Here is a 21,341-nt window from a genome sequence, read left to right on the forward strand (position 1 = left end):
AAGCAACGACGTATCGAGGGTTGTGTTAGCGGCTCTAAAAACCGCGCATGCCTGCGCCACCCGCAGTCAGGGCAGCAGGTCCAGCGCGTGCATGTAGGCGGGCTGGACCATCAGTTCGTCCCACGGCTGGGGCAAAGTCTCGGGCAGCAGGGCCACGCGGCGCGCCTCGCTGTTCGCATCGGGTTGCCACCGTCCGGCGGCCAGCGCCGCGTCCATGTCGGCCAGGAAGGCATCGACGATCAGTCCATCACCCACGCTCTGGTTGCACAGCAGCGCCATGTCGCAACCCGCATTCAGCGCGGCGCAGGCCGCTTCGGCAAAGCTCACCACCTCCGCGTTGATGCGGCGCGCCCCTTCCATGCTGAGGTCATCGCTGAAGATCGCGCCGTCGAAACGCAGTTGCCCGCGCAGGATGTCCTGCAGCCATTTGCTGGAAAAACCGGCGGGCCGCGCATCGACCCTGGGGTAGATCACATGCGCCGGCATCACCGCGGTGAGCGCCGTGGACAGCCAGGGGTAAGGCGCGGCATCGTCCGCCAGGATGGCCTTGAGCGCACGCCTGTCCACCGGGATATCGGTGTGCGAATCGGCCTTCACGAAGCCATGCCCCGGGAAATGCTTGCCGCAGTTGGCCATGCCCGATTGCAGCAGGCCCTGCATCAGGCTGCGCGCCAGCACCGCGACCATGCGTGGATCGCGGCCAAAAGAGCGGTCGCCGATCACCCCGCTCCCGCCCCAGTCGAGATCGAGCACCGGCGTGAAGCTGAAATCGACGCCGCATGAACGCAACTCACTGCCCAGCACATATCCCGCTGCTGCCGCGGCGTCCATGGCACGCATCGCGCCCGAACCCTCGCGGTACTTGCCGCCCTTGCCGTCGTCCATCCACATCTCGCCGAAGGCGCGCATCGGCGGAATGTGCGTGAAGCCATCGGTCCTGAAGCGCTGCACGCGCCCTCCCTCGTGGTCCACGCAGATCAGCAGGTCGGGCCGCACGGACTTGATGTCCGCGCACAGTTGCAGCAGTTGCTGGCGGCTGTCCCAATTGCGCGCGAAAAGAATCATGCCGCCCACCAGCGGATGCGCCAGCCGCCGGCGGTCCGCGCCGGTCAGCTGGCAGCCGGCGATATCGATGATCAACGGCGCGTGCGCGGTGGATTCATGGTTTTGAGCGTTCATGTCTTTCAGTCCTGTGGCTCGCGCCTGTCGCGCAGCAGGGTTCTTGGAGATTCATCGGACTCGATGACGCAGAAACTCGCCGCGTAATCGGTCTCGTCGGTCACGGTGATGTGCGCGCGCAGGTTGCGGGCCTCGAACCAGGTCCTGAGTTCGCCATGCAGCACGATCTCCGGCTTGCCGCTCGCGAGCTTGGCGATCTCGCAACTGCGCCACGTCATCGGCATGCGCATGCCCAGACCCACCGCCTTGCTGAATGCCTCCTTGGCCGAAAAGCGCGTTGCGAGATAGCTCACGCCGCGCTCGGGCCAGCGGCTCGCGCGCGCGCGCCAGACGGCCAGTTCGCCTTCACAGAGAATCCTTTGCGCAAAGCGGTCGCCATGCCGTTCAAGGCTTTCACGAATACGGCGGATGTCGCAGATGTCCGTACCGATTCCGTAGATCATGTCAGCCCTTTCGCCGTTATTTTTTCTTCATGCCCGCATCGATGCTTTGCTGGTACGCGCGCACCGTCTGCGCATAGCCCAGCTCGAGCGCGTCGGCGATCAATGCATGGCCGATGGAAACCTCGAGCAGCCCCGGCACGCGGGCAACGAAATCAGGGAGATTGTCACGATTCAGATCGTGTCCGGCATTGATGCCAAGCCCCGCATCGAGCGCCGCCTGGGCGGCCCCGGCATAGATCTGGAGCTGCCTTTCCTTTTCGTGCTCGGTGGCGGCCGCGGCATAAGGCTCGGTGTAGAGCTCCACGCGGTCCGCGCCCACGGCCTTCGCCGCCGCCATCTGCCCGGGGACCGGGTCCATGAACAGGCTGACGCGCACGCCAAGCGCGCGGCACTCCTCGATCAGCGGCTGCAGACGCTGCGCGTCCTGCGGAAAGGCCCAGCCGTGATCGCTGGTGAACTGATCCTCGCTGTCGGGCACGAACGTCGCCTGATGCGGCCGCACGTCGCGGATGAACTGCATCAGGTTCTGCGTTGGATTGCCTTCGATGTTGAACTCGGCATCCGGCCAGTCCTTGAGCAAAGCGGCGAGTTCATACACATCCGACGCTCGGATGTGGCGCTCGTCCGGACGCGGGTGGATGGTGATGCCCTGCGCGCCCGCTTCCAGGCACAGCGTGGCCGCTCGCGTCACACCCGGAATGCCGAGATGGCGCGTATTGCGCACCAGCGCGACCTTGTTGATGTTCACGGACAGGGCGGTTCGGGGAGATCGGGTGTTCATAGGGATTGCAGATCCATCATGAGCTGGCGCGTGCGCAGCAGCTGGCTGCCGCAATGGTATTGCAGCAGCGCGCGCAATTGGGTTTTGAGTTCGCCCGCGATGCCCGCGCCCATCAGCGTGCGAAGCGTGGCGGTAAAGCGGTTGCCGTCGTCGGCCAATGCGGCCTGAAGCTCGGCCCAGTGGATTGCCTGGAGCGTGGAGCGGTCGTCCCGCTGCGCCGCGCGCAGGCCGCCTTCCGCCACCAGCGTGTACCGGGCATCGGCGCGCAGAGCGGCCAGCGTGGCCGTCTCCACGTGCAGATCGGGGAGCAGGCCGATCTCGCGCAGCAGCACCAGCTCGAAACTGCGCAGGACCGGCTCCAGCGCCTCGCCATGTTCGCTGGCGAGCACGCGCACCACGCCCGCGTAGATGTCGAACAGCGGCGCATGCGTGTCTTCGCGCGCGAGCAGACGCATCAGCAATTCGTTGAGGTACAACCCGGAGAGCAGCGCATCGCCCATGGGCATGATGTGTCCGCCCACCCATTCGGCGCCTTTGAGCGCATGGATTTCGCCGTGGCCGTCGCCGGCAATCGTATAGGTCAGGCGCAGCGGCTGCAAAGGCAGCAGCACGGGACGGAAATTGGAGGTCGGCTTCTTCGCGCCCTTGGCAACCAGGGCCACGCGGCCATAGTGCCGCGTAAACGCCTCGAGGATCAGGCTCGATTCGCTCCAGTCATATTGATGGAGGATGAATGCGGGCTCATCGCTGATGCGCTTGGTAGCCATGGCAGGTCAGGCGCGAAGAGCCCCGGATATCCGCGACAAGCCTGCAATCACTCGTATCCGAACGAGCGGACCCGGGCTTCGTCGTCGGCCCAGCCCGAGCGCACCTTGACCCACACCTCGAGGAATACCTTGGCATCCATGAGTTTCTCGAGTTCCTGGCGGGCCTCGGTGCTGATGCGCTTGAGGCGCTCGCCCTTTTCGCCGATCACCATCGCCTTGTGGCCATCGCGCTCGACCACGATGGTCGCGGCAATCCTGATGAAGCGCTTGTGCTGCTTGCTCGGCTCCTCGTCGAACTTGTCGATGACGACCGTCGACGTGTAGGGCAATTCGTCGCCGGTGAAGCGGAACAGCTTCTCGCGCACCGTCTCGGAGGCCAGGAACTTCTCGCTGCGGTCGGTCAGCTCGTCTTCCGAATACCACCAAGGCTGCTCGGGAAGGTACTTTCCAACGATGTCGAACAGGCGCTCGATGTCGCTCTTGTTCTTGGCGGACATCGGCACGAACTCGGCGAACGGGTGGCGCTCCTGCATGTCGCGCAGCCATGGCGCTATTTCGGCGCGGCGGTGCACGGTATCGAGCTTGTTGGCGATCAGCAAGGTCGGAATGCCTGGCTTGAACAGGCTCAGCACCTTGGCGTCGGCCAGCGTGAAGCTGCCGGCCTCGACGACGAACAGAATCAGATCCACGTCGCCGATCGCCCCCATCACCGTCTTGTTGAGCGACTTGTTCAACGCAGTGCTGTGGCGTGTCTGGAAGCCCGGCGTGTCCACGAACACGAACTGCGTGTTGCCCAGCGTGCGGATGCCGGTGATGCGGTGGCGGGTCGTCTGCGCCTTGCGCGAAGTGATCGATATCTTCTGGCCGACCAGCGCGTTCATCAGCGTGGACTTGCCAACATTCGGCTTGCCGACGATGGCGACCAGGCCGCAGCGCTGGCCGCTGACGTCAACGGGGGCGCCCACGGGCTTGGCGGCTGCCAGCATGGCCTCCAGATCGGGATTCGCGGGAGGCTGGGCGCCTTCGTGCGCCGGCGGCTGTTGATTGTTGTTATTGGTCGTCATGCCTGTTTCGCTTTCAATTGGGCAAGCAGCCTGTCGGCGGCGGCCTGCTCGGCTGCGCGGCGCGAGCCGCCGCTGCCATGTTCGGTCAATCCCAGCTCGGGGATTTCGCAGACCACGTCGAAGGTCTGCTTGTGCGCCGCGCCCACGGTGCTCACCACAGTGTATCGAGGCACCTGCAGCTTGCGGCCCTGCAGCAGTTCCTGGAGCGCCGTCTTGGCGTCCTTGGCCGCGGCCTGCTTTTCGGGGCTGAGGTCGACGCCCTCGAAGAAACGATGCACCATGGCCTGCGCGGTCTCGAATCCTGCATCCAGATAGACCGCGCCGATCAGCGCCTCCACCGCATCGGCAAGAATGGACGGACGCAGTTTGCCGCCGGAGCGGGATTCTCCTTCACCCAGGCGGAGCAGGTTGGGAAGCTCGAGGCGCATGGCGATCCCGTGCAGCGAATCCTGCTTGACCAGATTTGCGCGCATGCGCGAGAGATCGCCTTCGGGAAGACTCCGCAGGCGGTGGAACAACATGGTGGAGACGGCAAGACCCAGCACCGAGTCGCCAAGGAATTCCAGGCGCTCGTTGTGGTCGGCGGAGAAGCTGCGATGAGTGACTGCGCGCTGCAGCAGCGCGCTGTCCTTGAATGAATGCCGCAGGCGCTGCTGCAGCGATGAGAGTTCAGGTGATAACACTACTTTGCGGATGATGAACCGGCGAACCGGTAGAGCAGGTATGCCGGCCCGGCGAGCGGGATTTCACGGGTGTATTCATAGGACACCACTACCTTTTCATTCTGCTTGGTGACTTCCAGGTCCTTGCCCGAAATGGAGGCGATATCGTCGATCGCGCCGGCGCGGTCAAACGAGGCCCGAACCTCGGCCACCGTATTGCCTTCATTGGCTGCCTTCTTGACGGCCTTGTCAATGGCCTGCCACTCCAGAAGAATGGGCACGGATTTGGTGGCGACGTAGCCGATGCTCACCGCAACCAGCAGAAAGAACACAAGGCCGATGAACGACAGGCCGCGCTGGCGCGAGCGCGGTGCGGAAGTGCGATACGTTGCCATATTTTCCCTCATGTCTTGAAATGATGATTGACTGGATTGCGCGCGTCAACCCTGCGGGCCGGCGCATCCGGCCCGCACGCGCCGGGCGGGCTCAGTTGAATGCGCCGATGCGCTTGAAGTTGCCGAAATTCATCCAGATGAAGAACGCCCGGCCAACGATATTGCCTTCCGGCACGAAGCCCCAGTAGCGCGAGTCCAGCGAGTTGTCGCGATTGTCGCCCATGACGAAGAAATGACCGTCAGGCACCGTGCAGGTCACGCCTTCCACGCTGTAATTGCAGTTCTCGCGGTACTGGAAATTGCTCGCGCCCTGGATGAAGGCGGGAACGTCGCTGTTGTTCAGCACGTTGTGCGTGCCGTCGCCGAATTTCTCCTGGAACTGCTTGAAGTAGCGCATGGCGTCTTCCTCGAAGAAATCGGGAAGCGCGGTCGTCGGCACCGGTTGTCCATTGATGGTCAGGCGCTTGTTCAGGTAGGCCACCTTGTCGCCGGGCAGGCCCACGATGCGCTTGATGTAGTCCACATTGGGCTGCGGCGGATAGCGGAACACGATCACGTCGCCGCGCTGGGGCGCGGCGCCCTGCGTGATGCGGGTATTGATCACCGGCAGGCGCAGCCCGTAGGTGAACTTGTTCACCAGGATCAGGTCGCCGACCCACAGCGTGGGATACATGGAGCCCGACGGGATCTTGAACGGTTCGAACAGGAAGGAGCGCAGCAGGAAGACCACCAGGATCACCGGGAACAGTCCGGCTGTCCAGTCCAGCCACCAGGGCTGCATGAGCAGTTTCTGCCGGGTGTCCTTCAGGTCATCGGAGCCATCGGGGCGCAGGCCCATGCGTTCGAGTTCCTCGCGGCGCTGCGTCGTGGATGCCGCCACGGCCTCGGCCACCTTGCGGCGCTGCGGCAGGAAGTACAGGCGCTCGGCCAGCCAGTACGCACCGGTGACCACCGTGGCAAGAAACAGCAGCAGTGCGAAATTGCCCTCGATCGCGCCCACATACCAGGCACCGATGTAGCCCACGAAGGCCGCGAGGATCAGAGATGTCAAAACTTGCATGGGCTGATGCCTTCTTCTTCCTGAATCGTTCTCAATCTTCCACTTGCAGAATCGCCAGGAAGGCTTCCTGAGGCACTTCGACCGAACCGATCTGCTTCATGCGTTTCTTGCCGGCCTTTTGCTTTTCCAGCAGCTTGCGCTTGCGCGTGATGTCGCCGCCGTAGCATTTTGCCAGCACGTTCTTGCGCAGCGCCTTGATGGTCTCGCGCGCGATGATGTTGGCGCCGATGGCGGCCTGGATGGCCACATCGAACATCTGGCGGCTGATGATTTCGCGCATCTTCGCGGCCACGGCGCGGCCGCGGTATTGCGCCTGCGTGCGGTGCACGATGATGGACAGCGCGTCGACCTTCTCACCGTTGAGCAGGATGTCCACCTTGACCACGTCGGACGGGCGGTACTCCTTGAATTCGTAATCCATCGACGCATAGCCGCGCGAGACCGACTTGAGCTTGTCGAAGAAGTCCAGCACGATCTCACCGAGCGGCAGCTCATAGGTCAGCATCACCTGGCGGCCATGGTATTGCATGTTCATCTGCACGCCACGCTTCTGGTTGGCCAGCGTCATCACCGGGCCCACGTATTCCTGCGGCATGTACAGATGCACGGTCACGATCGGCTCGCGGATTTCCTGGATGCGCCCCTGGTCGGGCATCTTCGATGGGTTTTCCACCATGATGACTTCGCCATCGCCCTTGACCACCTCATACACCACGCTGGGCGCGGTCGTGATCAGGTCCTGGTCGAACTCGCGCTCCAGGCGCTCCTGCACGATCTCCATGTGCAACAGCCCGAGGAAGCCGCAGCGAAAGCCAAAGCCCAGCGCCTGCGAGACTTCCGGCTCGAACTGCAGCGAGGCGTCGTTGAGCTGGAGCTTCTCCAGCGCATCGCGCAGCGCATCGTACTGGTTGGCCTCGGTCGGATACAGGCCCGCGAACACCTGCGGCTGAATTTCCTTGAAGCCTGGAAGAGCCTCGCTCGCGGGCCCCATGTTGTTGGGCAGCTTCTTCTCGAGGGTGATCGTGTCGCCCACCTTCGCGGCCTTCAGCTCCTTGATGCCGGCAATGATGTAGCCCACCTCTCCCGCCCTGAGCGCATCGCGCGGCAGGTTGGCGGGAGTGAACACGCCCAGGTTGTTCGCTTCATATGCGGCGTTGGTCGCCATCATCTTGAAGCGCTCGCCCTTCTTGAGTTCGCCATCGACCACGCGCACCAGCATCACCACGCCGACGTAAGAGTCGAACCAGCTATCGATGATCATCGCGCGCAGCGGACCGTTGGCGTCGCCCTTGGGCGGCGGCACCTTCGCCACGACGGCCTCCAGGATTTCGTCGATGCCCATGCCGGTCTTGGCGGAGCAGGGAATCGCATCGGTCGCGTCGATGCCGATCACGTCCTCGATCTCGGCCTTCGCATTGTCGGGATCGGCATTCGGCAGATCCATCTTGTTGAGCACAGGAAGCACCTCGACGCCAAGGTCGAGCGCGGTGTAGCAGTTCGCCACCGTCTGCGCCTCGACGCCTTGCGAGGCATCCACGACGAGCAGCGCGCCCTCGCAGGCCGACAGCGAGCGCGAGACCTCATACGAGAAGTCCACGTGGCCGGGCGTATCGATCAGGTTGAGGTTGTAGACCTTGCCATCCTGGGCCTTGTATTGCAGCGCGGCGGTCTGCGCCTTGATGGTTATCCCACGCTCTTTCTCGATGTCCATCGAGTCGAGCACCTGGGCTTCCATTTCACGCTCGGCCAAGCCTCCGCAACGCTGGATGATCCGGTCAGCAAGCGTGGATTTGCCGTGGTCGATGTGGGCAATGATCGAAAAATTTCTGATGTGGTTCATCAACGGAAAACGACAAGTATTTGAATTGCAAAGACACGGACAAGAAAAAAGGGCGCGTCAAGAAGCGACGCGCCCTGAACCAACAATCTTTGGCAACTGCGATAGTTGGAGCTTCATTGTAGGCAAAAAGGCCCTTTCGGGAAGCCCATCCGAGCGCAGTTTAGGGACGTTGCCGCATTGCAACGGGATATTTATTCACAAGTTATCAACAATTTTAGCATCTCCATGATGAACAACTTGTGCGCGATCTGTGGACTGCTTGTGTATCGATTGGACTCATCCCACATCATGGTGGATTGGTGTCCATTTATACCCATATTGGTCGTTGGATCGGCGATATTCTATAGAAATTAACAGATAGAAAGAATTCCAGGAGCACTGGAGAAAGCTCAAAAATTCCCGAGCTGGCCGGTGCAATGGCTGTTTCAAGTTGCAAAAATGCCCCACTTCCAGCTAGGTCGTGGGGCAGTGCGGCGGGCTGTGTCTTGTCCCGTCAATCAGCGAACGGGACGGATCAGCGCATATTGCGCCCATTCGCCTCTGCGGTAGAGCACGTTGACGGGCTTGTTCTTGTCGGCCTTGGCAACCGCCGCTTCGAATTCCTTGACGTTGTGCACTTCCACGTTCGCCACGCTCATGATGACGTCGCCCTCGCGCAGGCCCGCGCGGGCCGCGGCCTCCGCTGCCTCTGTCACGCGCACGCCGCCCTTGACCTTGAGCTCCTTGCGCTGAGCGTCCGTGAGATCGGACACCACCAGGCCCAGCTGCTCGGCCGCCGCGGAGGACGACTTGGACTTGCCGCCACCCGAGCTGCTCTTGGCCGCCGTCTTTTCATCGGGCTCGACCTCGGCAATGGTGATGGACAGATCGCGCGATGCGCCGCGGCGGAACACGGTGATCGTCGACTTGGTGCCCGGCTTGGTATTGCCCACCAGGCGCGGCAGGTCCACGGTCTTCTCGACCGTCTTGCCATCGAACCTGGTGATCACATCACCCGCCTCGATGCCGGCCTTCTCCGCGGGAGATCCCACTTCCACACCGCGCACCAGGGCGCCTTGCGGCTTGGCCATGCCCAGCGATTCGGCCACGTCCTTGGACACCTGTTCGATCTGCACGCCGATGCGCCCACGGCTGACCCGGCCCGATGCGCGCAGTTGGTCGCTCACGCGTATGGCCTCGTCAATGGGAATGGCGAACGAGATGCCCATGAAACCGCCCGAGCGCGAATAGATCTGGCTATTGATGCCGACCACCTCCCCGCGCATGTTGATCAACGGGCCGCCGGAATTGCCCGGATTCACCGCCACATCGGTCTGTATCAGCGGCAGATAGTCACCCGTATCGCGCTGCTTGGCGCTCACGATGCCGGCCGTCACCGTATTGTCCAGGCCGAACGGCGAGCCGATCGCGATCACCCATTCGCCCACCTTCAGGCGATTCACATCGCCCACCTTCACCGCAGGCAATCCGGTGGCGTCGATCTTCACGACGGCGACATCGGAGCGCTTGTCGGAGCCGACGATCTTGGCCTTGAATTCGCGCTTGTCGGTCAGCGTGACGATCACGTCGTCCGCGCCTTCCACCACGTGCGCATTGGTCATCACATAGCCATCGGAGCTCAGGATGAAGCCCGAGCCCACGCCGCGCGGCTGCTCTTCCTGCTGCTGCGGCTGCGAGCGGCGTGGCGACTGTCCCCTGGGAATATTCGGCACGGGAATGCCAAAGCGCTTGAAGAACTCCAGCATGTCTTCATCCATGCCGATGGGCGAATCGCCCGCCGCCACACGCTCGGTCGTCCGGATGTTCACCACGGCAGGCCCGACCTGCTCGACCAGATCGGTGAAGTCGGGCAACCCTCGCGCCACGGCAGCCGGTTGCGCCTGCGCCGGCAGGGCTGAGCCCAGGGAGGCGCCCAGCGTCACCGCCGTCATGACAGCGAGCGCGAAGCCCTGCAAAGTTTTCGGATGAGTCCTCAGCATCAATACCTCTCAAGGAATTTCTTGTACGTTAACAAATAGCTGCTGTCACTTGAGAAGGACAACACGCCATTTGGTTCCCGCAGCCGAGCCAATACAGCCCCATCGCATCGTGTCCACGCGGGGGAACACGAATGCATCAGCCCGATGTGTGCTTTATAGCCGAAGCAAAGCGCTGGAGCGTGGTCAACGGCACTTCACCAATGATGGTGACCCAGCTATCTCCCAGCACGCGCGCCGACAGCGTGTGCGTGGCGCCGACACGCAGTTCCTGGCCTTCGAACGGATGGCGGTCTTCGTTGAAGGGTTCAAGGAACACGGAAATGCTGGCCAGCCCATCGGAATAGACGCACTGCACCTGCGCAGTGCGCAGGGGTTGCGGATGCAGCTTCTGCTTTTGCGAGCAATCGAGCAGCACGAAGCCGTTCACCGGGACCGGCAACTGCCACCCATTGGACTCCAGCGTGGTGGGGAACTTGTGTTGATGGATGACGCGGTATCCCACGACGTCGTTCATCATGTTCTGTATCTGCGCGGCGCCTGCGGGCGTGCTCAGTTCCAGCTCGGTGAACGTCGCCTGCTCCAGCACCTTGCCCCCAGGCGTGACCGTCTGCCACTTCAGGATAAGGCCGCTTTCCTGATCAAGCCAGATGCGGTAGCCAAACCGCAGGGCATCCCGGGAACGCAGCTGCAGCAGCGCCGCATTGCGGCCCGCCACGCTTTGCAGGCCGCCCAGCTCCGCTGCGTAGCTTTGCGAAAGCGACTGGGCATCGATGCCCTTGGCCCGGGGAAACTTGCGCGGCATCTCGCGCGTATCCACACGTACGACGCGATCTTGTGGAAAGAAGGTGCGCACGTCGGCATTCTGGCGATAGACGATCCGCGGCGTGCCGCTCAGCGCCTCCAGGCGTTCGATCTGCTGGTCCTTGGAGCATACGTGCCAGACTTGCGAGCGGCTCATCACCCCTGACGAAGAGGTCACCACAAAGGTGCCGCTGTAGGTCGAGTAATCGGTCGCCTGGCGCATGCGCTCGAGCCAGCCGTGCACATCGAGCTGCCCGGCCTCGGCCTGCGACAGCGGCCGCAACTCACAGCCCGCCGCACTGACGAGCGGGACGAAGCCCAGGACCACCGCGCCGATCGCCGCAGCGCGCAACCCGCGCAATGCAAACGACCGCCAGGGCCGCCCATGCGCCACCCCGCCGCCAAGCCGTGCTACCGATGCCGCCATGCCCGTACGAATCACTCTGCGCAAGGTGCTGCCGCCCTCCGGTCGCCGCGCTCAGCGCGCGGGAGCTTCGAAAGTGGCGTTGCGCAGAAAGCCGGCCGGCATCTGCAACGCCGACGTGCTGCCGTATTGCTTATGCGCCGCCAGCAATTCATCGAGCCGGGGATCGCGGATCATCACCGCCCGGCGTTCCGGCTCACCGGGCGCCATCTGCAGCGGGAAGCTCACCGCCACGACGTTCTGATTGCCACCCGGCGTGGATGCGATGGGAATCGCCGCGAGCTGCATGCCAGGCTCCACGGCGGAGCGGGTCAGGCCCGTATAGGCGTTCCAGCCGATGGTGGCCACTGCCGCAAGGGAGGCAAAGCCGGCCACCATCTTCCAGCGGAACACATCATGATTGGCCGCGTCCGCGGCAGGCTGGGCCGACTGCGGGGCATGGGCCGCCGCGACATGGACCGCAGGCACGACGATCTGCTCGACCTCGCCACGGGCCAGTTGGCCCGGCCGGGCCTCCTGCGCCAGTTGCGCACGCAAGCGCGACACAAGGTCGCAGCTCAACGGCCGCGCCAGCTCCGACGAGCGCAGCACATCGCCGATGAGGTGGTATTCGTGCCATGCGGCGCGGCCCTCGTCGGAATCAGCAAACGCAACGGCCTCGGCGCACTGAGCGCTCACCAGCTCGCCGTCGGCCAGCGCCGACAACTGCTCCCGCTTCACAATATCGCCATTCATGGTGCCACCTGCCATTCCTGCATCATATGTTCAGAACCTGCCTTACCAACGCTTGCCCGTCTGCTTGTCCAGCAGCGGGCGCACCTTCGCCGAAATCGCCTCGCGCGCCCGGAAAATCCGCGAGCGAACCGTGCCGATCGGACAATTCATGGTTTCGGCGATTTCCTCATAACTCAAACCCTCGATTTCCCGCAACGTCACTGCCTGGCGCAGATCCTCGGGCAATGCCTCCATTGCCGCATTCACCGCAGCCGCGATTTCCTGCGCGGCCAGCACCGTTTCCGGGGTCTCGTCGGTTGTTAGTTCAAAAGGATTCCCGGAAGTTTCATCGTCTTCATCATTTGCACGCAATGCGGTTTCCGTGATAAGCGGATTGCGCTTGAGATCGACCAGCGATTTCTTGGCGGTATTGACCGCAATCCGGTACAGCCAGGTGTAGAACTGCGCATCGCCCCGGAATTGGTGCAGCGCACGATAGGCGCGCAGAAAAGTCTCCTGGGCGATGTCGGGAACCAGGTCGGTGTCGCGCACCATGCGGCCGATCAGGCGCTCGATCCGGCGCTGATACTTGATCACCAACAGCTCGAAGGCGCGCTGATCCCCCGCCAGCGTGCGCTCCACCAGCTGCATGTCGCTGCTGGAAGCTGTGGCCGGCTCGGAGTTGGAAAAGGTCATTTTTGCTTCAGCACTTCGCCGTTTGCGGCGCTTCTTCCGGTTTCTTCTGGTGTCAGTGGGCCGGCCCGCCAGCAAACGGCAGGTCGGCATGGGCGCGAAAATATACCGCACGCCGCAAAGCGGGCCAAGACTGCGGATCAGTCTTTCTTTCAAGCAGGAACCACGACCTGCTGCGCACGCGTCCTTGCGACCACGCCTGAATCAGCAGATACGACTGGAAGTCCATCAGGACTTCCAGCTCCACCGGCAAGGCATCGCCACCCGCCCCGGCCATGGTCCATTGCTGGCCATTCCAGTGCAGCATGGCCGCCGGATTTGTCCACCACCAGTGAAGCGCCCCCGACGTTGCCGACAGCCACAGGCCAGCGGCCACCCCCAGCCTCGCTCCGGCCAAGGGATGATCCGCCGTCTGGGCCAGCCAGGCCCCGAGCACCGCCAGCCCGGTAACCGCCAGCATGGCGATCAGATACCCGGCCCAGGCGGAGCGCCGAGCGGAGAACTGCACCACGGGCGGGTGCAGGTGATGCTTGAAGGGCCCTTGCGTCGCGCTCATGCCGCAGCGCGGATCCGCACCAGGGGAACGAGCGGGTGATGGAACGATGAAAGGCCGCCGGTCACTCGACAGACGCGTCAAACGCGCTTGAAGACCAGGGTGCCGTTGGTGCCACCGAAACCGAAATTGTTCTTCACGGCGATTTCAAGCTTGGCATCGCGCGCGGTATTGGCGCAATAGTCCAGATCGCACTCAGGGTCCTGCTCGAAGATGTTGATGGTCGGCGGAATCTTCTGATCGCGCAGGGCCAGGACGGTAAACACGCTCTCGATCCCCCCCGCGCCGCCCAGCAGGTGGCCGGTCATGGATTTCGTGGAGCTCACCACCATCTTCCTGGCATGGTCGCCCATCGCGGCCTTGATCGCATTGGTTTCGTTGAGGTCGCCCAGCGGCGTGGACGTGCCGTGCGCATTCAGGTAATCCACCTGATCGGCGTTCACGCCCGCGTTGCGCAGTGCGTTGAGCATTGCGCGGCGCGGGCCGTCCATGTTGGGGGCCGTCATGTGGCCTGCGTCGGCGCTCATGCCGTATCCCGCCAGTTCGGCGTAGATCCTGGCACCGCGCGCCTTGGCGTGTTCGTACTCTTCGAGCACCATCACGCCCGCGCCTTCACCCAGGACAAAGCCATCGCGGTCCTTGTCCCAGGGGCGCGAAGCCGTCTTGGGGTCGTCGTTGCGGGTGGACAGGGCGCGCATCGCGGCAAAGCCGCCCACGCCCAGCGGAGACACCGTGGACTCCGTACCGCCAGCGACCACCACGTCGGCATCGCCATATTCAATCATGCGCCCTGCCTCGCCGATGCAGTGAAGACCCGTCGTACAGGCCGTCACCACCGAGAGATTCGGCCCCTTGAAGCCAAACCGCATGGACACATGGCCCGCCACCATGTTGATGATGGAGGCGGGAACGAAGAACGGCGTAATGCGGCGAGGGCCGCGTGCCGCCAGTTCCGCGTGGGTATTCTCGATCAGCGGAAGCCCGCCAATGCCGGAGCCGATCACGCAGCCGATGCGCGTGGCCAGATCTTCCGTCAGAGCCTCGCCATGAGGCAGGCCCGCATCAAGCACGGCCTGTTCCGCTGCCGCAATGCCGAAGTGGATGAATGAGTCCATGGAGCGCGCATCCTTGGCGCTCATGTATTTTTCCACATCAAACCCTTTGACCTCGCCTGCAATCTTGCAGGAGAAGTTCGACGCATCGAACTTGGTGATGAGATCAATACCGGACTGACCGGCGAGGATATTGGCCCAGGCTTCGCTCACCGTGTTGCCCACGGGAGTGATGCAGCCCAGGCCGGTCACGACAACGCGACGACGGCTCATGCGTTCAAACTTTCTGCTGATCTTCAAAAAACCTGATCAGGCCTTTTGGTGGGTGTTGGCGTAGTCGATGGCGTTCTGCACCGTTGTGATCTTCTCTGCGTCTTCGTCAGGGATCTCGATGCCGAACTCATCTTCCAGAGCCATCACCAGTTCGACCGTGTCCAGGGAGTCAGCGCCCAGGTCAGCCACGAAGGCCTTTTCGTTGGTCACTTGGGACTCTTCCACACCGAGTTGTTCGGCAATGATTTTCTTGACACGTGCTTCGATATCGCTCATGGTTTCCCTCAGGGGGTTGTGAATGAATCCGCGATTTTAACTGCTTCGGACAAATGCCCCTAGCAGCCAGCCGTACGGACGAACCGGCACTAACCTTGTTGTACTACATATACATGCCGCCATTGACGTGCAGTTCCTGCCCCGTCACATAGCCGGCGCCTTTGGAGGCGAGGTAGCAGACAGCGTGAGCGATGTCGCTCGGCTGGCCCAGGTCGCCCATCGCGATCTGCGACTTCAGTGCGGCCTTTTGCTCATCGGGAAGATTGGCTGTCATGTCCGTGGCGATGAAGCCCGGAGCAACGCAGTTCACGGTGATTCCCCGGCTGCCCAGCTCACGGGCCAGAGCGCGCGTCATGCCCGCCACGCCCGCCTTGGCCGCAGCGTAGTTGGCCTGGCCGGGGTTGCCCGATGCGCCCACCACGCTGGTGATGCTGATGATGCGGCCGAAGCGCTGCTTCATCATCGGACGAATAGCCGCACGGCTTACCCGGAATACGGCCTTGAGATTGGTATCGATCACCGCATCCCAATCGTCATCCTTCATGCGCATGGCCAGCGTGTCGCGCGTAATACCCGCATTGTTCACAAGGACATGCAGGCCGCCGAATTCCTTGACAGTGGCGTCGATCAGCGCATCGACCGCGACCCCATCGGTCACGTCGAGCCTCACGCCCTTGCCGCCCTTGGCGGCCAGTACGTCGTTGATGCGCGCCGCGCCATCATCGGATGTGGCCGTGCCGATCACGCGATAGCCGCGCTCGGCCAATTCGGCCGCGATGGCCGCGCCAATGCCGCGGGTTGCGCCAGTCACCAGCGCAATCTGGGGAGGAGTGGTAGTGGTTTCGCTCATGCCAGCAATTCTTTGGTTTCTGCCAATGTGGCCGGATCATATATGGATGCGCCGACCATCCCGGCATCGATCCGTCTGGTCAGCCCGGCCAACACCTTGCCCGGACCGCATTCGATGACGTGGGACACGCCGCGAGCCTTCAGCGCCTGCACGCACTCGACCCAGCGGACGGGGCCGAATGCCTGGCGATAGAGCGCGTCGCGAATCCTGTCGGCGCTGGTTTCGACGGCCACATCCACGTTGTTGAGCACGGGAATCTGCGGCGCGCCGAGCTCCAGGCCGGCCAAGGCCTCGCGCAGTTTCTCGGCCGCGGGCTTCATCAGGCTGGAGTGGAACGGAGCCGACACCGGCAACGGCAGCGCGCGCTTGGCGCCCGCCGCCTTGAGCACTTCACACGCCTTGTCCACACCTGCCTTGGTGCCGGCGATCACGGTTTGCGCCGGATCATTGAAATTCACGGCCTCGACCACTTCACTGGAGCCGGGACCAAAGCTGGCCGCCGCCTCCGAGCAGCCAGCGACCACCTTGGCCGATTCAAGCCCCAGGATGGCGGCCATGGCGCCCACGCCCACCGGCACTGCTTCCTGCATGGCGGCGGCGCGCAAGCGCACCAGCGGAGCGGCCTGCGCCAGAGTCAGCACTCCGGACGCCACCAACGCGGAATACTCGCCCAGCGAGTGGCCGGCCACCGCAGCGGGCAGCGCGCCGCCGTCGGCGCGCCATACGCGCCACGCCGCGACACCGGCAACCAGCATCACGGGCTGGGTGTTCGTCGTCAGCGCCAGCGCTTCCTTCGGGCCTTCATGAATCAGCCTGGCGACGTCTTCGCCCAGAGCATCCGAGGCCTCGCGCAGGGTCTGGGCAACCACGGGGTGATCTCCCCAGCCATCGAGCATGCCGACGGATTGCGAGCCCTGGCCCGGAAAAACAAAAGCAAATGTGGTGGACATAGAAATCTGGATTGGTATTTTTTCTGATGCGCAACGGGGCCGCCATTCTCGCCGCGACGAACGCGGCGGCGGCCCGGCCCCGGTAGAGGATTACATCGTCAGCAGGACCGCGCCCCAGGTGAAGCCGCCTCCCACGCCTTCGAGCAGCAGGTTCTGGCCCGGCTTGATCTGGCCGGAACGCACGCCGTGGTCGAGCGCCAGCGGGATCGAGGCGGCGGACGTGTTGCCATGCTGGTCCACGGTGACGATCACTTTCTCCATCGGCAGCTTGAGCTTGCGCGCCGTGCTCTGCATGATGCGGATATTGGCCTGGTGCGGAATCAGCCAATCGATATCGGCATCGCTCATCCCGGCCTTTTCCAGCGTGGCGCGCGCCGCCTTGTCCAGCAGGCCGACCGCCAGCTTGAACACCGCCTGTCCATCCATCTTGAGCAAGGGATCGCCAAGAATCTGACCGCCATAGACATTCCCCGGCACGCAGAGAATGCCGACATGGCGGCCATCGGCATGCAGGTCGCTCGCCAGGATGCCGGGCTTGTCGGAAGTTTCCAGCACCACGGCGCCGGCACCGTCGCCGAACAGCACGCAGGTCGTGCGGTCGTTGAAATCCAGAATGCGACTGAAGACCTCCGAGCCCACCACCAGCGCCCGCTTCGCGGCGCCGGATTGCAGCATCGAATCAGCCACCGTCAATGCGTAGACGAACCCGCTGCAAACCGCCTGCACATCGAATGCGGGACAGCCATGCACGCCGAGCTTGTTCTGCAGGATCGCCGCGGTCGACGGAAAGACCATGTCGGGCGTTGACGTCGCCACGATGATGAGATCGAGATCCTCGGCCGTGATGCCCGCCGCCTCGATGGCCTGGCGCGACGCCTCCAGAGCCAGGTCGCTGCTCGTCACATCGCGTTCGGCAAAGTGGCGCGCCTTGATGCCGGTACGCTCGACGATCCATTGATCCGATGTTTCGATACCGCGCTGGGCCAGTTCGGCCACCAGATCATCGTTGGTCACAAGGCGGGGCGGCAAGTAGCTGCCAGTGCCGGTAATACGTGAATAGCGTCTCATTTATTGTGTGGTCGATGACGAATCGGACAAAGCTGGAGCCACGCTCCCCGCCAGCAATGGCGCCGCGTGGGCCACCTTGGTTCTGACGCGGTCGAGCAGATTATTGCGAGCTGCATCATACGCCCGGTTCAGCGCATGCTCGAAAGCGACGGCGTCGGCCGAGCCATGGCTCTTGAACACCAGGCCGCGCAGGCCGAGCAGGGCCGCGCCGTTGTAGCGGCGATGATCCAGGCGCCTCATCAGCGCAGATAAAACAGGATAGGCGACGATAGCCGCCATTTTCGTGAAGATGTTGCGCTTGAACTCACGTTTGAGTCCACCCACCACCATCGCGGCCACGCCCTCGGACGCCTTGAGCGCCACATTGCCGACAAACCCGTCGCAGACGACGATGTCCACCACGCCCTTGAAAATGTCGTTGCCCTCGACGTTGCCGTAGAAGTTGAGATCACCATGAGCGCTCGCCGCGCGCAGCAGCTCACCGGTCTTCTTGATGACCTCGCTGCCCTTGATCGCCTCTTCACCGATATTGAGCAGGCCGACCGACGGGTGCTCGCTGTTTTGCAGCACGGACACCAGCGCCGAGCCCATCACCGCGAACTGCAGCAGGTGATCGGCGGAGCAATCCACGTTGGCGCCCAGATCGAGCACCGTGGTCGCTCCGCCCTTGTCATGGGGAATCTGCGTGGCAATCGCAGGACGGTCGATGCCCTCCAGCGTCTTGAGCAGATAGCGGGCGATGGCCATCAACGCGCCGGTATTGCCGGCGGAAATGGCGACCTGCGCCTCGCCGTCCTTGACCCGCTGGATGGCAACGCGCATCGACGAATCCTTCTTGCGGCGCAGCGCCACTTCGACGGCATCGTCCATCGTCACCACCTCGGTGGCGACGACGACGCTGGCGCGCTCATGCTTGAAGTCGCGCAGCCCGGCCTCCTGTCCGACCAGCAGCAGCCGGGCATCCGGGTGTTTTTCGAGAAATTGACGGCATGCGGGAAGCGTGACGCCGGGGCCATGGTCGCCCCCCATGCAATCGACAGCCAGTGTGATCATTGAGGCAATTGGTCAGACGAAGAGTACTGGCCTGAAGAATAAATAAAAAAGCCAGTAACGACAAAGGCCCGCGCTACCGGCTTGTAGCAACGGGCCTTTTGAAGCCGCAAGCCTTGATCAGGCTTCAGACTTGTTCTTCAGCACCTGGCGACCACGGTAGAAACCGTTGGGGCTGATGTGATGACGCAGATGCGTTTCGCCCGTGGTGGGCTCCACTGCGGTGCCCGGCACATTCAGGGCGTTGTGCGAGCGGTGCATGCCGCGCTTGGAAGGGGACTTCTTGTTTTGCTGAACAGCCATGATGGCTCCTAGGGTCTGAAAATGGTTGGTGAATAACGCGATTAGCCCATTAAAGACACGAGGGGATTCACGCGAAACCACTGAGTATAGCTCAATTGCAGATTCCGCTCAAATCACCTTGCGGATGGAACATCGCGAACGGGCATCGCCCAGGCCAGGCATTCGTTCTTCTCAGTTCTTTTTTCCATCCACCCGCAGGCTGGCGAGCGCAGCGAAGGGATTGGTCTTCTGCGCGTTGGCTTCCTCGAAGTCATCGTCGCTGGATTTCATGACCACATGCGAGGGGCATTCGTCGTGGCGCGGCACCGCCGGCAGTTCCAGAAGCAGTTCGTCCTCGATGAGTTCGCGCAGATCGAATTCCCGGCTGAGCACGAGCAGATCTTCCTCGCATTCATCGTCCAGAGCCTCGGCCGTTGCCTCATCGGCCACGAAACGGAATTCACGGTCGATGTCGATGGGGACGTCAACCGGGCCAAGGCAGCGCTGGCATTGCATGGGCACCGCCGCATGCACCGTCAGGTGCAGCCAGACCTGCGCGCCCAGGCCGGCAACCGTGCGCACCTCGCCGTGCGCCTGCCAGTCCACGTGCAGATCGGGATGCAGTCCCTTGGCCTCTTGCGCGACCCGCTTGTACTTGAGCAGCGAATCATGGCCGGAAAGGTGTACCCCGGCCTGCGCGAACGCCTTGATGTCCAGTCGATCGGGGGAGTGTTCCTTTGTCATGCCCGCAGTGTAAGAGAATCGGGGCATGCAGCAATCCACTTCCATGTCCCGCCCTCTGATTTTGGGCTCCACCTCACCCTACCGCCGCGCACTGCTGGAGCGCCTGCGGCTGCCCTTCGAGGTGGCGGCGCCGGAGGTCGACGAAACCCCGCTGCCTGGCGAAAGCCCTCGTGAACTGGCTCTGCGCCTGGCGGCGGCGAAGGCGCGCGCCGTGGCGCAAGCGCACCCGAATGCCGTGGTGATCGGCTCCGACCAGGTGGCGGACCTGAATGGCAAATCCCTTGGCAAACCCGGAAATCACGAGCGCGCCACGGCGCAGCTCAAGGAAATGCGCGGCCACGCCATGGTTTTTCACACGGCGGTGTCGGTCATGTGCATCGAATCGGGATTCAGCCAGATCGATCTGGCGCAGGTCCGCGTGCGCCTGCGCCACCTGGGCGATGCGGAAATCGAGCGCTATCTGCGGGCCGAGCAGCCCTATGACTGCGCGGGCAGCGCCAAGAGCGAAGGCCTGGGCATCTCGCTGCTGGACGCGATTGAAAGCGACGACCCCACCGCGCTCATCGGCCTGCCGCTCATCCGCACCTGCCAGATGCTGCGCGCGGCCGGATGGATGCTGCCATGAACGCCAACCAGCATGGCCCGAAAGGCACGCTGTACCTGGTGCCGGCCCCGCTCGACTTTGGCTGCGACGTGCAGGCTCCACTCGAATCGGTGCTCCCGCAGGGCACATTGCAGACCGCATCCAGGCTGACCCACTGGATCTGCGAGAACGCCAAAAGCGCACGCGCCTACCTGAAACGCATCGACGCGCTGCACCCCCTGGCCGCAACGCTGCAGGAGCAGCGCATCGACGAACTGCCGCGCGCCGTCCACAAAAAGGGCGACCATGGAACCAAGGGTAGCGCGCAGTTCGACGCCCGCATGATGCTCGCGGCTGCACTCCAGGGCCGGGACATGGGTCTGATCAGCGAGGCGGGCATGCCCGCCGTGGCCGACCCGGGCAGCTCTGTCGTGCGCGCGGCGCACGATCTGGGCATCAAGGTCGTGCCGCTTGTCGGGCCGGTATCGCTGCTGCTGGCAATCGCCGCCAGCGGGCTGAATGGCCAGAATTTCGCCTTCGTCGGCTATCTGCCACAGGATGGCGCCGATCGCGCCAGGCGGCTCAGGGAGCTGGAGATCCTGGCCGTCAAGCAGGGCCAGAGCCAGCTTTTCATTGAAACGCCCTATCGGAACGCCGCCATCTGGCAGGCGCTCCTGCAGTCGCTGCAGCCCAACACCCGGCTCGCGCTGGCGAGTGGGCTGACGCTGGACCATGCCGACATCCAGAGCCGCAGCATCGCCCAGTGGCGCAGCCTGCCCTGCCCCGTGGACAACCGCACGCCCGCCGTGTTCGCGATTGGCGCCTGAGCCGGGCGCCCTGCACGCATCCGCCTCTCAG

General features: G+C 63.3%; 24 protein-coding genes. 2 read left to right on the top strand and 22 right to left on the bottom strand.

Features of this window, described 5'->3' with window-relative positions; all coding sequences use genetic code 11:
* Positions 1-66: 66 nt before the first annotated feature.
* The 22 genes from nagZ to ABWP92_RS09345 form a co-directional block, all read right to left on the bottom strand.
* Entirely contained in the window at positions 67-1,179 is a 1,113-nt protein-coding gene (nagZ, locus tag ABWP92_RS09240; protein ID WP_353235083.1) for a beta-N-acetylhexosaminidase, read from the bottom strand.
* 5 nt (positions 1,180-1,184) lie between these two features.
* On the bottom strand, positions 1,185-1,622 hold the full coding sequence (gene acpS / locus ABWP92_RS09245; protein WP_353235084.1) for a holo-ACP synthase: 438 nt from the start codon (positions 1,620-1,622) through the stop codon (positions 1,185-1,187).
* Between the two features lie 16 nt (positions 1,623-1,638).
* The gene (locus tag ABWP92_RS09250; RefSeq protein WP_353235085.1) at positions 1,639-2,403 is read right to left on the bottom strand and encodes a pyridoxine 5'-phosphate synthase; all 765 of its coding nucleotides are present in this window, start codon (positions 2,401-2,403) and stop codon (positions 1,639-1,641) included.
* The gene (gene recO, locus ABWP92_RS09255) at positions 2,400-3,170 is read right to left on the bottom strand and encodes a DNA repair protein RecO (RefSeq protein WP_353235086.1); all 771 of its coding nucleotides are present in this window, start codon (positions 3,168-3,170) and stop codon (positions 2,400-2,402) included. Before recO ends, ABWP92_RS09250 begins: the two co-directional genes overlap by 4 nt.
* 47 nt (positions 3,171-3,217) lie before the next feature.
* On the bottom strand, positions 3,218-4,156 hold the full coding sequence (gene era, locus ABWP92_RS09260; RefSeq protein WP_353235102.1) for a GTPase Era: 939 nt from the start codon (positions 4,154-4,156) through the stop codon (positions 3,218-3,220).
* A 74-nt stretch (positions 4,157-4,230) separates the two neighbouring features.
* Positions 4,231-4,917, bottom strand: a complete 687-nt coding sequence (rnc, locus tag ABWP92_RS09265; RefSeq protein WP_353235087.1) for a ribonuclease III — start codon at positions 4,915-4,917, stop codon at positions 4,231-4,233.
* Positions 4,917-5,291 carry a DUF4845 domain-containing protein gene (locus tag ABWP92_RS09270; protein WP_353235088.1) on the bottom strand — a complete coding sequence of 125 codons (375 nt, stop codon included), beginning with the start codon at positions 5,289-5,291 and terminating at the stop codon, positions 4,917-4,919. Before ABWP92_RS09270 ends, rnc begins: the two co-directional genes overlap by 1 nt.
* Positions 5,292-5,382: 91 nt before the next feature.
* Positions 5,383-6,351: a signal peptidase I gene (gene lepB / locus ABWP92_RS09275; protein WP_353235089.1), complete on the bottom strand. Its 969-nt coding sequence runs from the start codon at positions 6,349-6,351 to the stop codon at positions 5,383-5,385.
* Positions 6,352-6,382: 31 nt separating this feature from the next.
* Positions 6,383-8,191 carry a translation elongation factor 4 gene (gene lepA / locus ABWP92_RS09280; RefSeq protein WP_353235090.1) on the bottom strand — a complete coding sequence of 603 codons (1,809 nt, stop codon included), beginning with the start codon at positions 8,189-8,191 and terminating at the stop codon, positions 6,383-6,385.
* 497 nt (positions 8,192-8,688) lie between these two features.
* Positions 8,689-10,122 carry a Do family serine endopeptidase gene (locus tag ABWP92_RS09285; RefSeq protein ID WP_353235103.1) on the bottom strand — a complete coding sequence of 478 codons (1,434 nt, stop codon included), beginning with the start codon at positions 10,120-10,122 and terminating at the stop codon, positions 8,689-8,691.
* Between the two features lie 184 nt (positions 10,123-10,306).
* The gene (locus ABWP92_RS09290; protein ID WP_353235091.1) at positions 10,307-11,398 is read right to left on the bottom strand and encodes a MucB/RseB C-terminal domain-containing protein; all 1,092 of its coding nucleotides are present in this window, start codon (positions 11,396-11,398) and stop codon (positions 10,307-10,309) included.
* Positions 11,399-11,449: 51 nt separating this feature from the next.
* On the bottom strand, positions 11,450-12,130 hold the full coding sequence (locus ABWP92_RS09295; RefSeq protein ID WP_353235092.1) for a sigma-E factor negative regulatory protein: 681 nt from the start codon (positions 12,128-12,130) through the stop codon (positions 11,450-11,452).
* Positions 12,131-12,172: 42 nt separating this feature from the next.
* Complete coding sequence (gene rpoE, locus ABWP92_RS09300) at positions 12,173-12,805, bottom strand: RNA polymerase sigma factor RpoE (protein WP_353235104.1); 633 nt, start codon at positions 12,803-12,805, stop codon at positions 12,173-12,175.
* Positions 12,806-12,857: 52 nt separating this feature from the next.
* Positions 12,858-13,358 (bottom strand): hypothetical protein, encoded by a 501-nt coding sequence (locus tag ABWP92_RS09305; protein WP_353235093.1) that lies wholly within the window; start codon positions 13,356-13,358, stop codon positions 12,858-12,860.
* Positions 13,359-13,435: 77 nt separating this feature from the next.
* On the bottom strand, positions 13,436-14,680 hold the full coding sequence (fabF, locus tag ABWP92_RS09310; RefSeq protein WP_353235094.1) for a beta-ketoacyl-ACP synthase II: 1,245 nt from the start codon (positions 14,678-14,680) through the stop codon (positions 13,436-13,438).
* A 36-nt stretch (positions 14,681-14,716) separates the two neighbouring features.
* Positions 14,717-14,956, bottom strand: a complete 240-nt coding sequence (acpP, locus tag ABWP92_RS09315) for an acyl carrier protein (protein WP_003058049.1) — start codon at positions 14,954-14,956, stop codon at positions 14,717-14,719.
* 103 nt (positions 14,957-15,059) lie between these two features.
* Positions 15,060-15,806, bottom strand: a complete 747-nt coding sequence (gene fabG / locus ABWP92_RS09320) for a 3-oxoacyl-ACP reductase FabG (protein WP_353235095.1) — start codon at positions 15,804-15,806, stop codon at positions 15,060-15,062.
* Positions 15,803-16,756 carry an ACP S-malonyltransferase gene (gene fabD, locus ABWP92_RS09325; RefSeq protein ID WP_353235096.1) on the bottom strand — a complete coding sequence of 318 codons (954 nt, stop codon included), beginning with the start codon at positions 16,754-16,756 and terminating at the stop codon, positions 15,803-15,805. The genes fabG and fabD overlap by 4 nt, the downstream gene beginning before the upstream one ends.
* A 90-nt stretch (positions 16,757-16,846) precedes the next feature.
* Positions 16,847-17,824, bottom strand: coding sequence for a beta-ketoacyl-ACP synthase III (locus tag ABWP92_RS09330; RefSeq protein WP_353235097.1), 978 nt, complete (start codon positions 17,822-17,824; stop codon positions 16,847-16,849).
* A complete protein-coding gene (gene plsX, locus ABWP92_RS09335; RefSeq protein ID WP_353235098.1) occupies positions 17,825-18,877 on the bottom strand; it encodes a phosphate acyltransferase PlsX in 1,053 nt (350 codons plus the stop codon).
* Positions 18,878-18,994: 117 nt separating this feature from the next.
* Positions 18,995-19,177: a 50S ribosomal protein L32 gene (rpmF, locus tag ABWP92_RS09340; RefSeq protein WP_044397881.1), complete on the bottom strand. Its 183-nt coding sequence runs from the start codon at positions 19,175-19,177 to the stop codon at positions 18,995-18,997.
* A 171-nt stretch (positions 19,178-19,348) separates the two neighbouring features.
* Complete coding sequence (locus tag ABWP92_RS09345) at positions 19,349-19,900, bottom strand: YceD family protein (RefSeq protein WP_353235099.1); 552 nt, start codon at positions 19,898-19,900, stop codon at positions 19,349-19,351.
* Between the two features lie 25 nt (positions 19,901-19,925).
* Here ABWP92_RS09345 and ABWP92_RS09350 point away from each other — a divergent pair, with 25 nt between their 5' ends.
* Together ABWP92_RS09350 and ABWP92_RS09355 are read left to right on the top strand one after the other, a co-directional pair.
* On the top strand, positions 19,926-20,525 hold the full coding sequence (locus tag ABWP92_RS09350; RefSeq protein WP_353235100.1) for a Maf family nucleotide pyrophosphatase: 600 nt from the start codon (positions 19,926-19,928) through the stop codon (positions 20,523-20,525).
* The gene (locus tag ABWP92_RS09355; RefSeq protein ID WP_353235101.1) at positions 20,522-21,310 is read left to right on the top strand and encodes an SAM-dependent methyltransferase; all 789 of its coding nucleotides are present in this window, start codon (positions 20,522-20,524) and stop codon (positions 21,308-21,310) included. The genes ABWP92_RS09350 and ABWP92_RS09355 overlap by 4 nt, the downstream gene beginning before the upstream one ends.
* The last annotated feature ends 31 nt before the right edge of the window (positions 21,311-21,341 follow it).

The organism is Diaphorobacter ruginosibacter (assembly GCF_040396215.1).
Taxonomy (GTDB): domain Bacteria; phylum Pseudomonadota; class Gammaproteobacteria; order Burkholderiales; family Burkholderiaceae_C; genus Diaphorobacter_A; species Diaphorobacter_A ruginosibacter_A.

Coding starts and splice junctions, on each gene's coding strand:
- ABWP92_RS09295 (WP_353235092.1), bottom strand. CDS start 12,130: ATGAATGGCGATATTGTGAAGCGGGAGCAGTTGTCGGCGCTGGCCGAC.
- fabD (WP_353235096.1), bottom strand. CDS start 16,756: ATGTCCACCACATTTGCTTTTGTTTTTCCGGGCCAGGGCTCGCAATCC.
- ABWP92_RS09285 (WP_353235103.1), bottom strand. CDS start 10,122: ATGACGGCGGTGACGCTGGGCGCCTCCCTGGGCTCAGCCCTGCCGGCG.
- acpS (WP_353235084.1), bottom strand. CDS start 1,622: ATGATCTACGGAATCGGTACGGACATCTGCGACATCCGCCGTATTCGT.
- ABWP92_RS09250 (WP_353235085.1), bottom strand. CDS start 2,403: ATGAACACCCGATCTCCCCGAACCGCCCTGTCCGTGAACATCAACAAG.
- ABWP92_RS09305 (WP_353235093.1), bottom strand. CDS start 13,358: ATGAGCGCGACGCAAGGGCCCTTCAAGCATCACCTGCACCCGCCCGTG.
- ABWP92_RS09270 (WP_353235088.1), bottom strand. CDS start 5,291: ATGGCAACGTATCGCACTTCCGCACCGCGCTCGCGCCAGCGCGGCCTG.
- plsX (WP_353235098.1), bottom strand. CDS start 18,877: ATGATCACACTGGCTGTCGATTGCATGGGGGGCGACCATGGCCCCGGC.
- rpoE (WP_353235104.1), bottom strand. CDS start 12,805: ATGACCTTTTCCAACTCCGAGCCGGCCACAGCTTCCAGCAGCGACATG.
- ABWP92_RS09350 (WP_353235100.1), top strand. CDS start 19,926: ATGCAGCAATCCACTTCCATGTCCCGCCCTCTGATTTTGGGCTCCACC.
- fabF (WP_353235094.1), bottom strand. CDS start 14,680: ATGAGCCGTCGTCGCGTTGTCGTGACCGGCCTGGGCTGCATCACTCCC.
- lepB (WP_353235089.1), bottom strand. CDS start 6,351: ATGCAAGTTTTGACATCTCTGATCCTCGCGGCCTTCGTGGGCTACATC.
- ABWP92_RS09355 (WP_353235101.1), top strand. CDS start 20,522: ATGAACGCCAACCAGCATGGCCCGAAAGGCACGCTGTACCTGGTGCCG.
- ABWP92_RS09345 (WP_353235099.1), bottom strand. CDS start 19,900: ATGACAAAGGAACACTCCCCCGATCGACTGGACATCAAGGCGTTCGCG.
- lepA (WP_353235090.1), bottom strand. CDS start 8,191: ATGAACCACATCAGAAATTTTTCGATCATTGCCCACATCGACCACGGC.
- recO (WP_353235086.1), bottom strand. CDS start 3,170: ATGGCTACCAAGCGCATCAGCGATGAGCCCGCATTCATCCTCCATCAA.
- rpmF (WP_044397881.1), bottom strand. CDS start 19,177: ATGGCTGTTCAGCAAAACAAGAAGTCCCCTTCCAAGCGCGGCATGCAC.
- ABWP92_RS09330 (WP_353235097.1), bottom strand. CDS start 17,824: ATGAGACGCTATTCACGTATTACCGGCACTGGCAGCTACTTGCCGCCC.
- acpP (WP_003058049.1), bottom strand. CDS start 14,956: ATGAGCGATATCGAAGCACGTGTCAAGAAAATCATTGCCGAACAACTC.
- nagZ (WP_353235083.1), bottom strand. CDS start 1,179: ATGAACGCTCAAAACCATGAATCCACCGCGCACGCGCCGTTGATCATC.
- era (WP_353235102.1), bottom strand. CDS start 4,156: ATGCTGGCAGCCGCCAAGCCCGTGGGCGCCCCCGTTGACGTCAGCGGC.
- ABWP92_RS09290 (WP_353235091.1), bottom strand. CDS start 11,398: ATGGCGGCATCGGTAGCACGGCTTGGCGGCGGGGTGGCGCATGGGCGG.
- fabG (WP_353235095.1), bottom strand. CDS start 15,806: ATGAGCGAAACCACTACCACTCCTCCCCAGATTGCGCTGGTGACTGGC.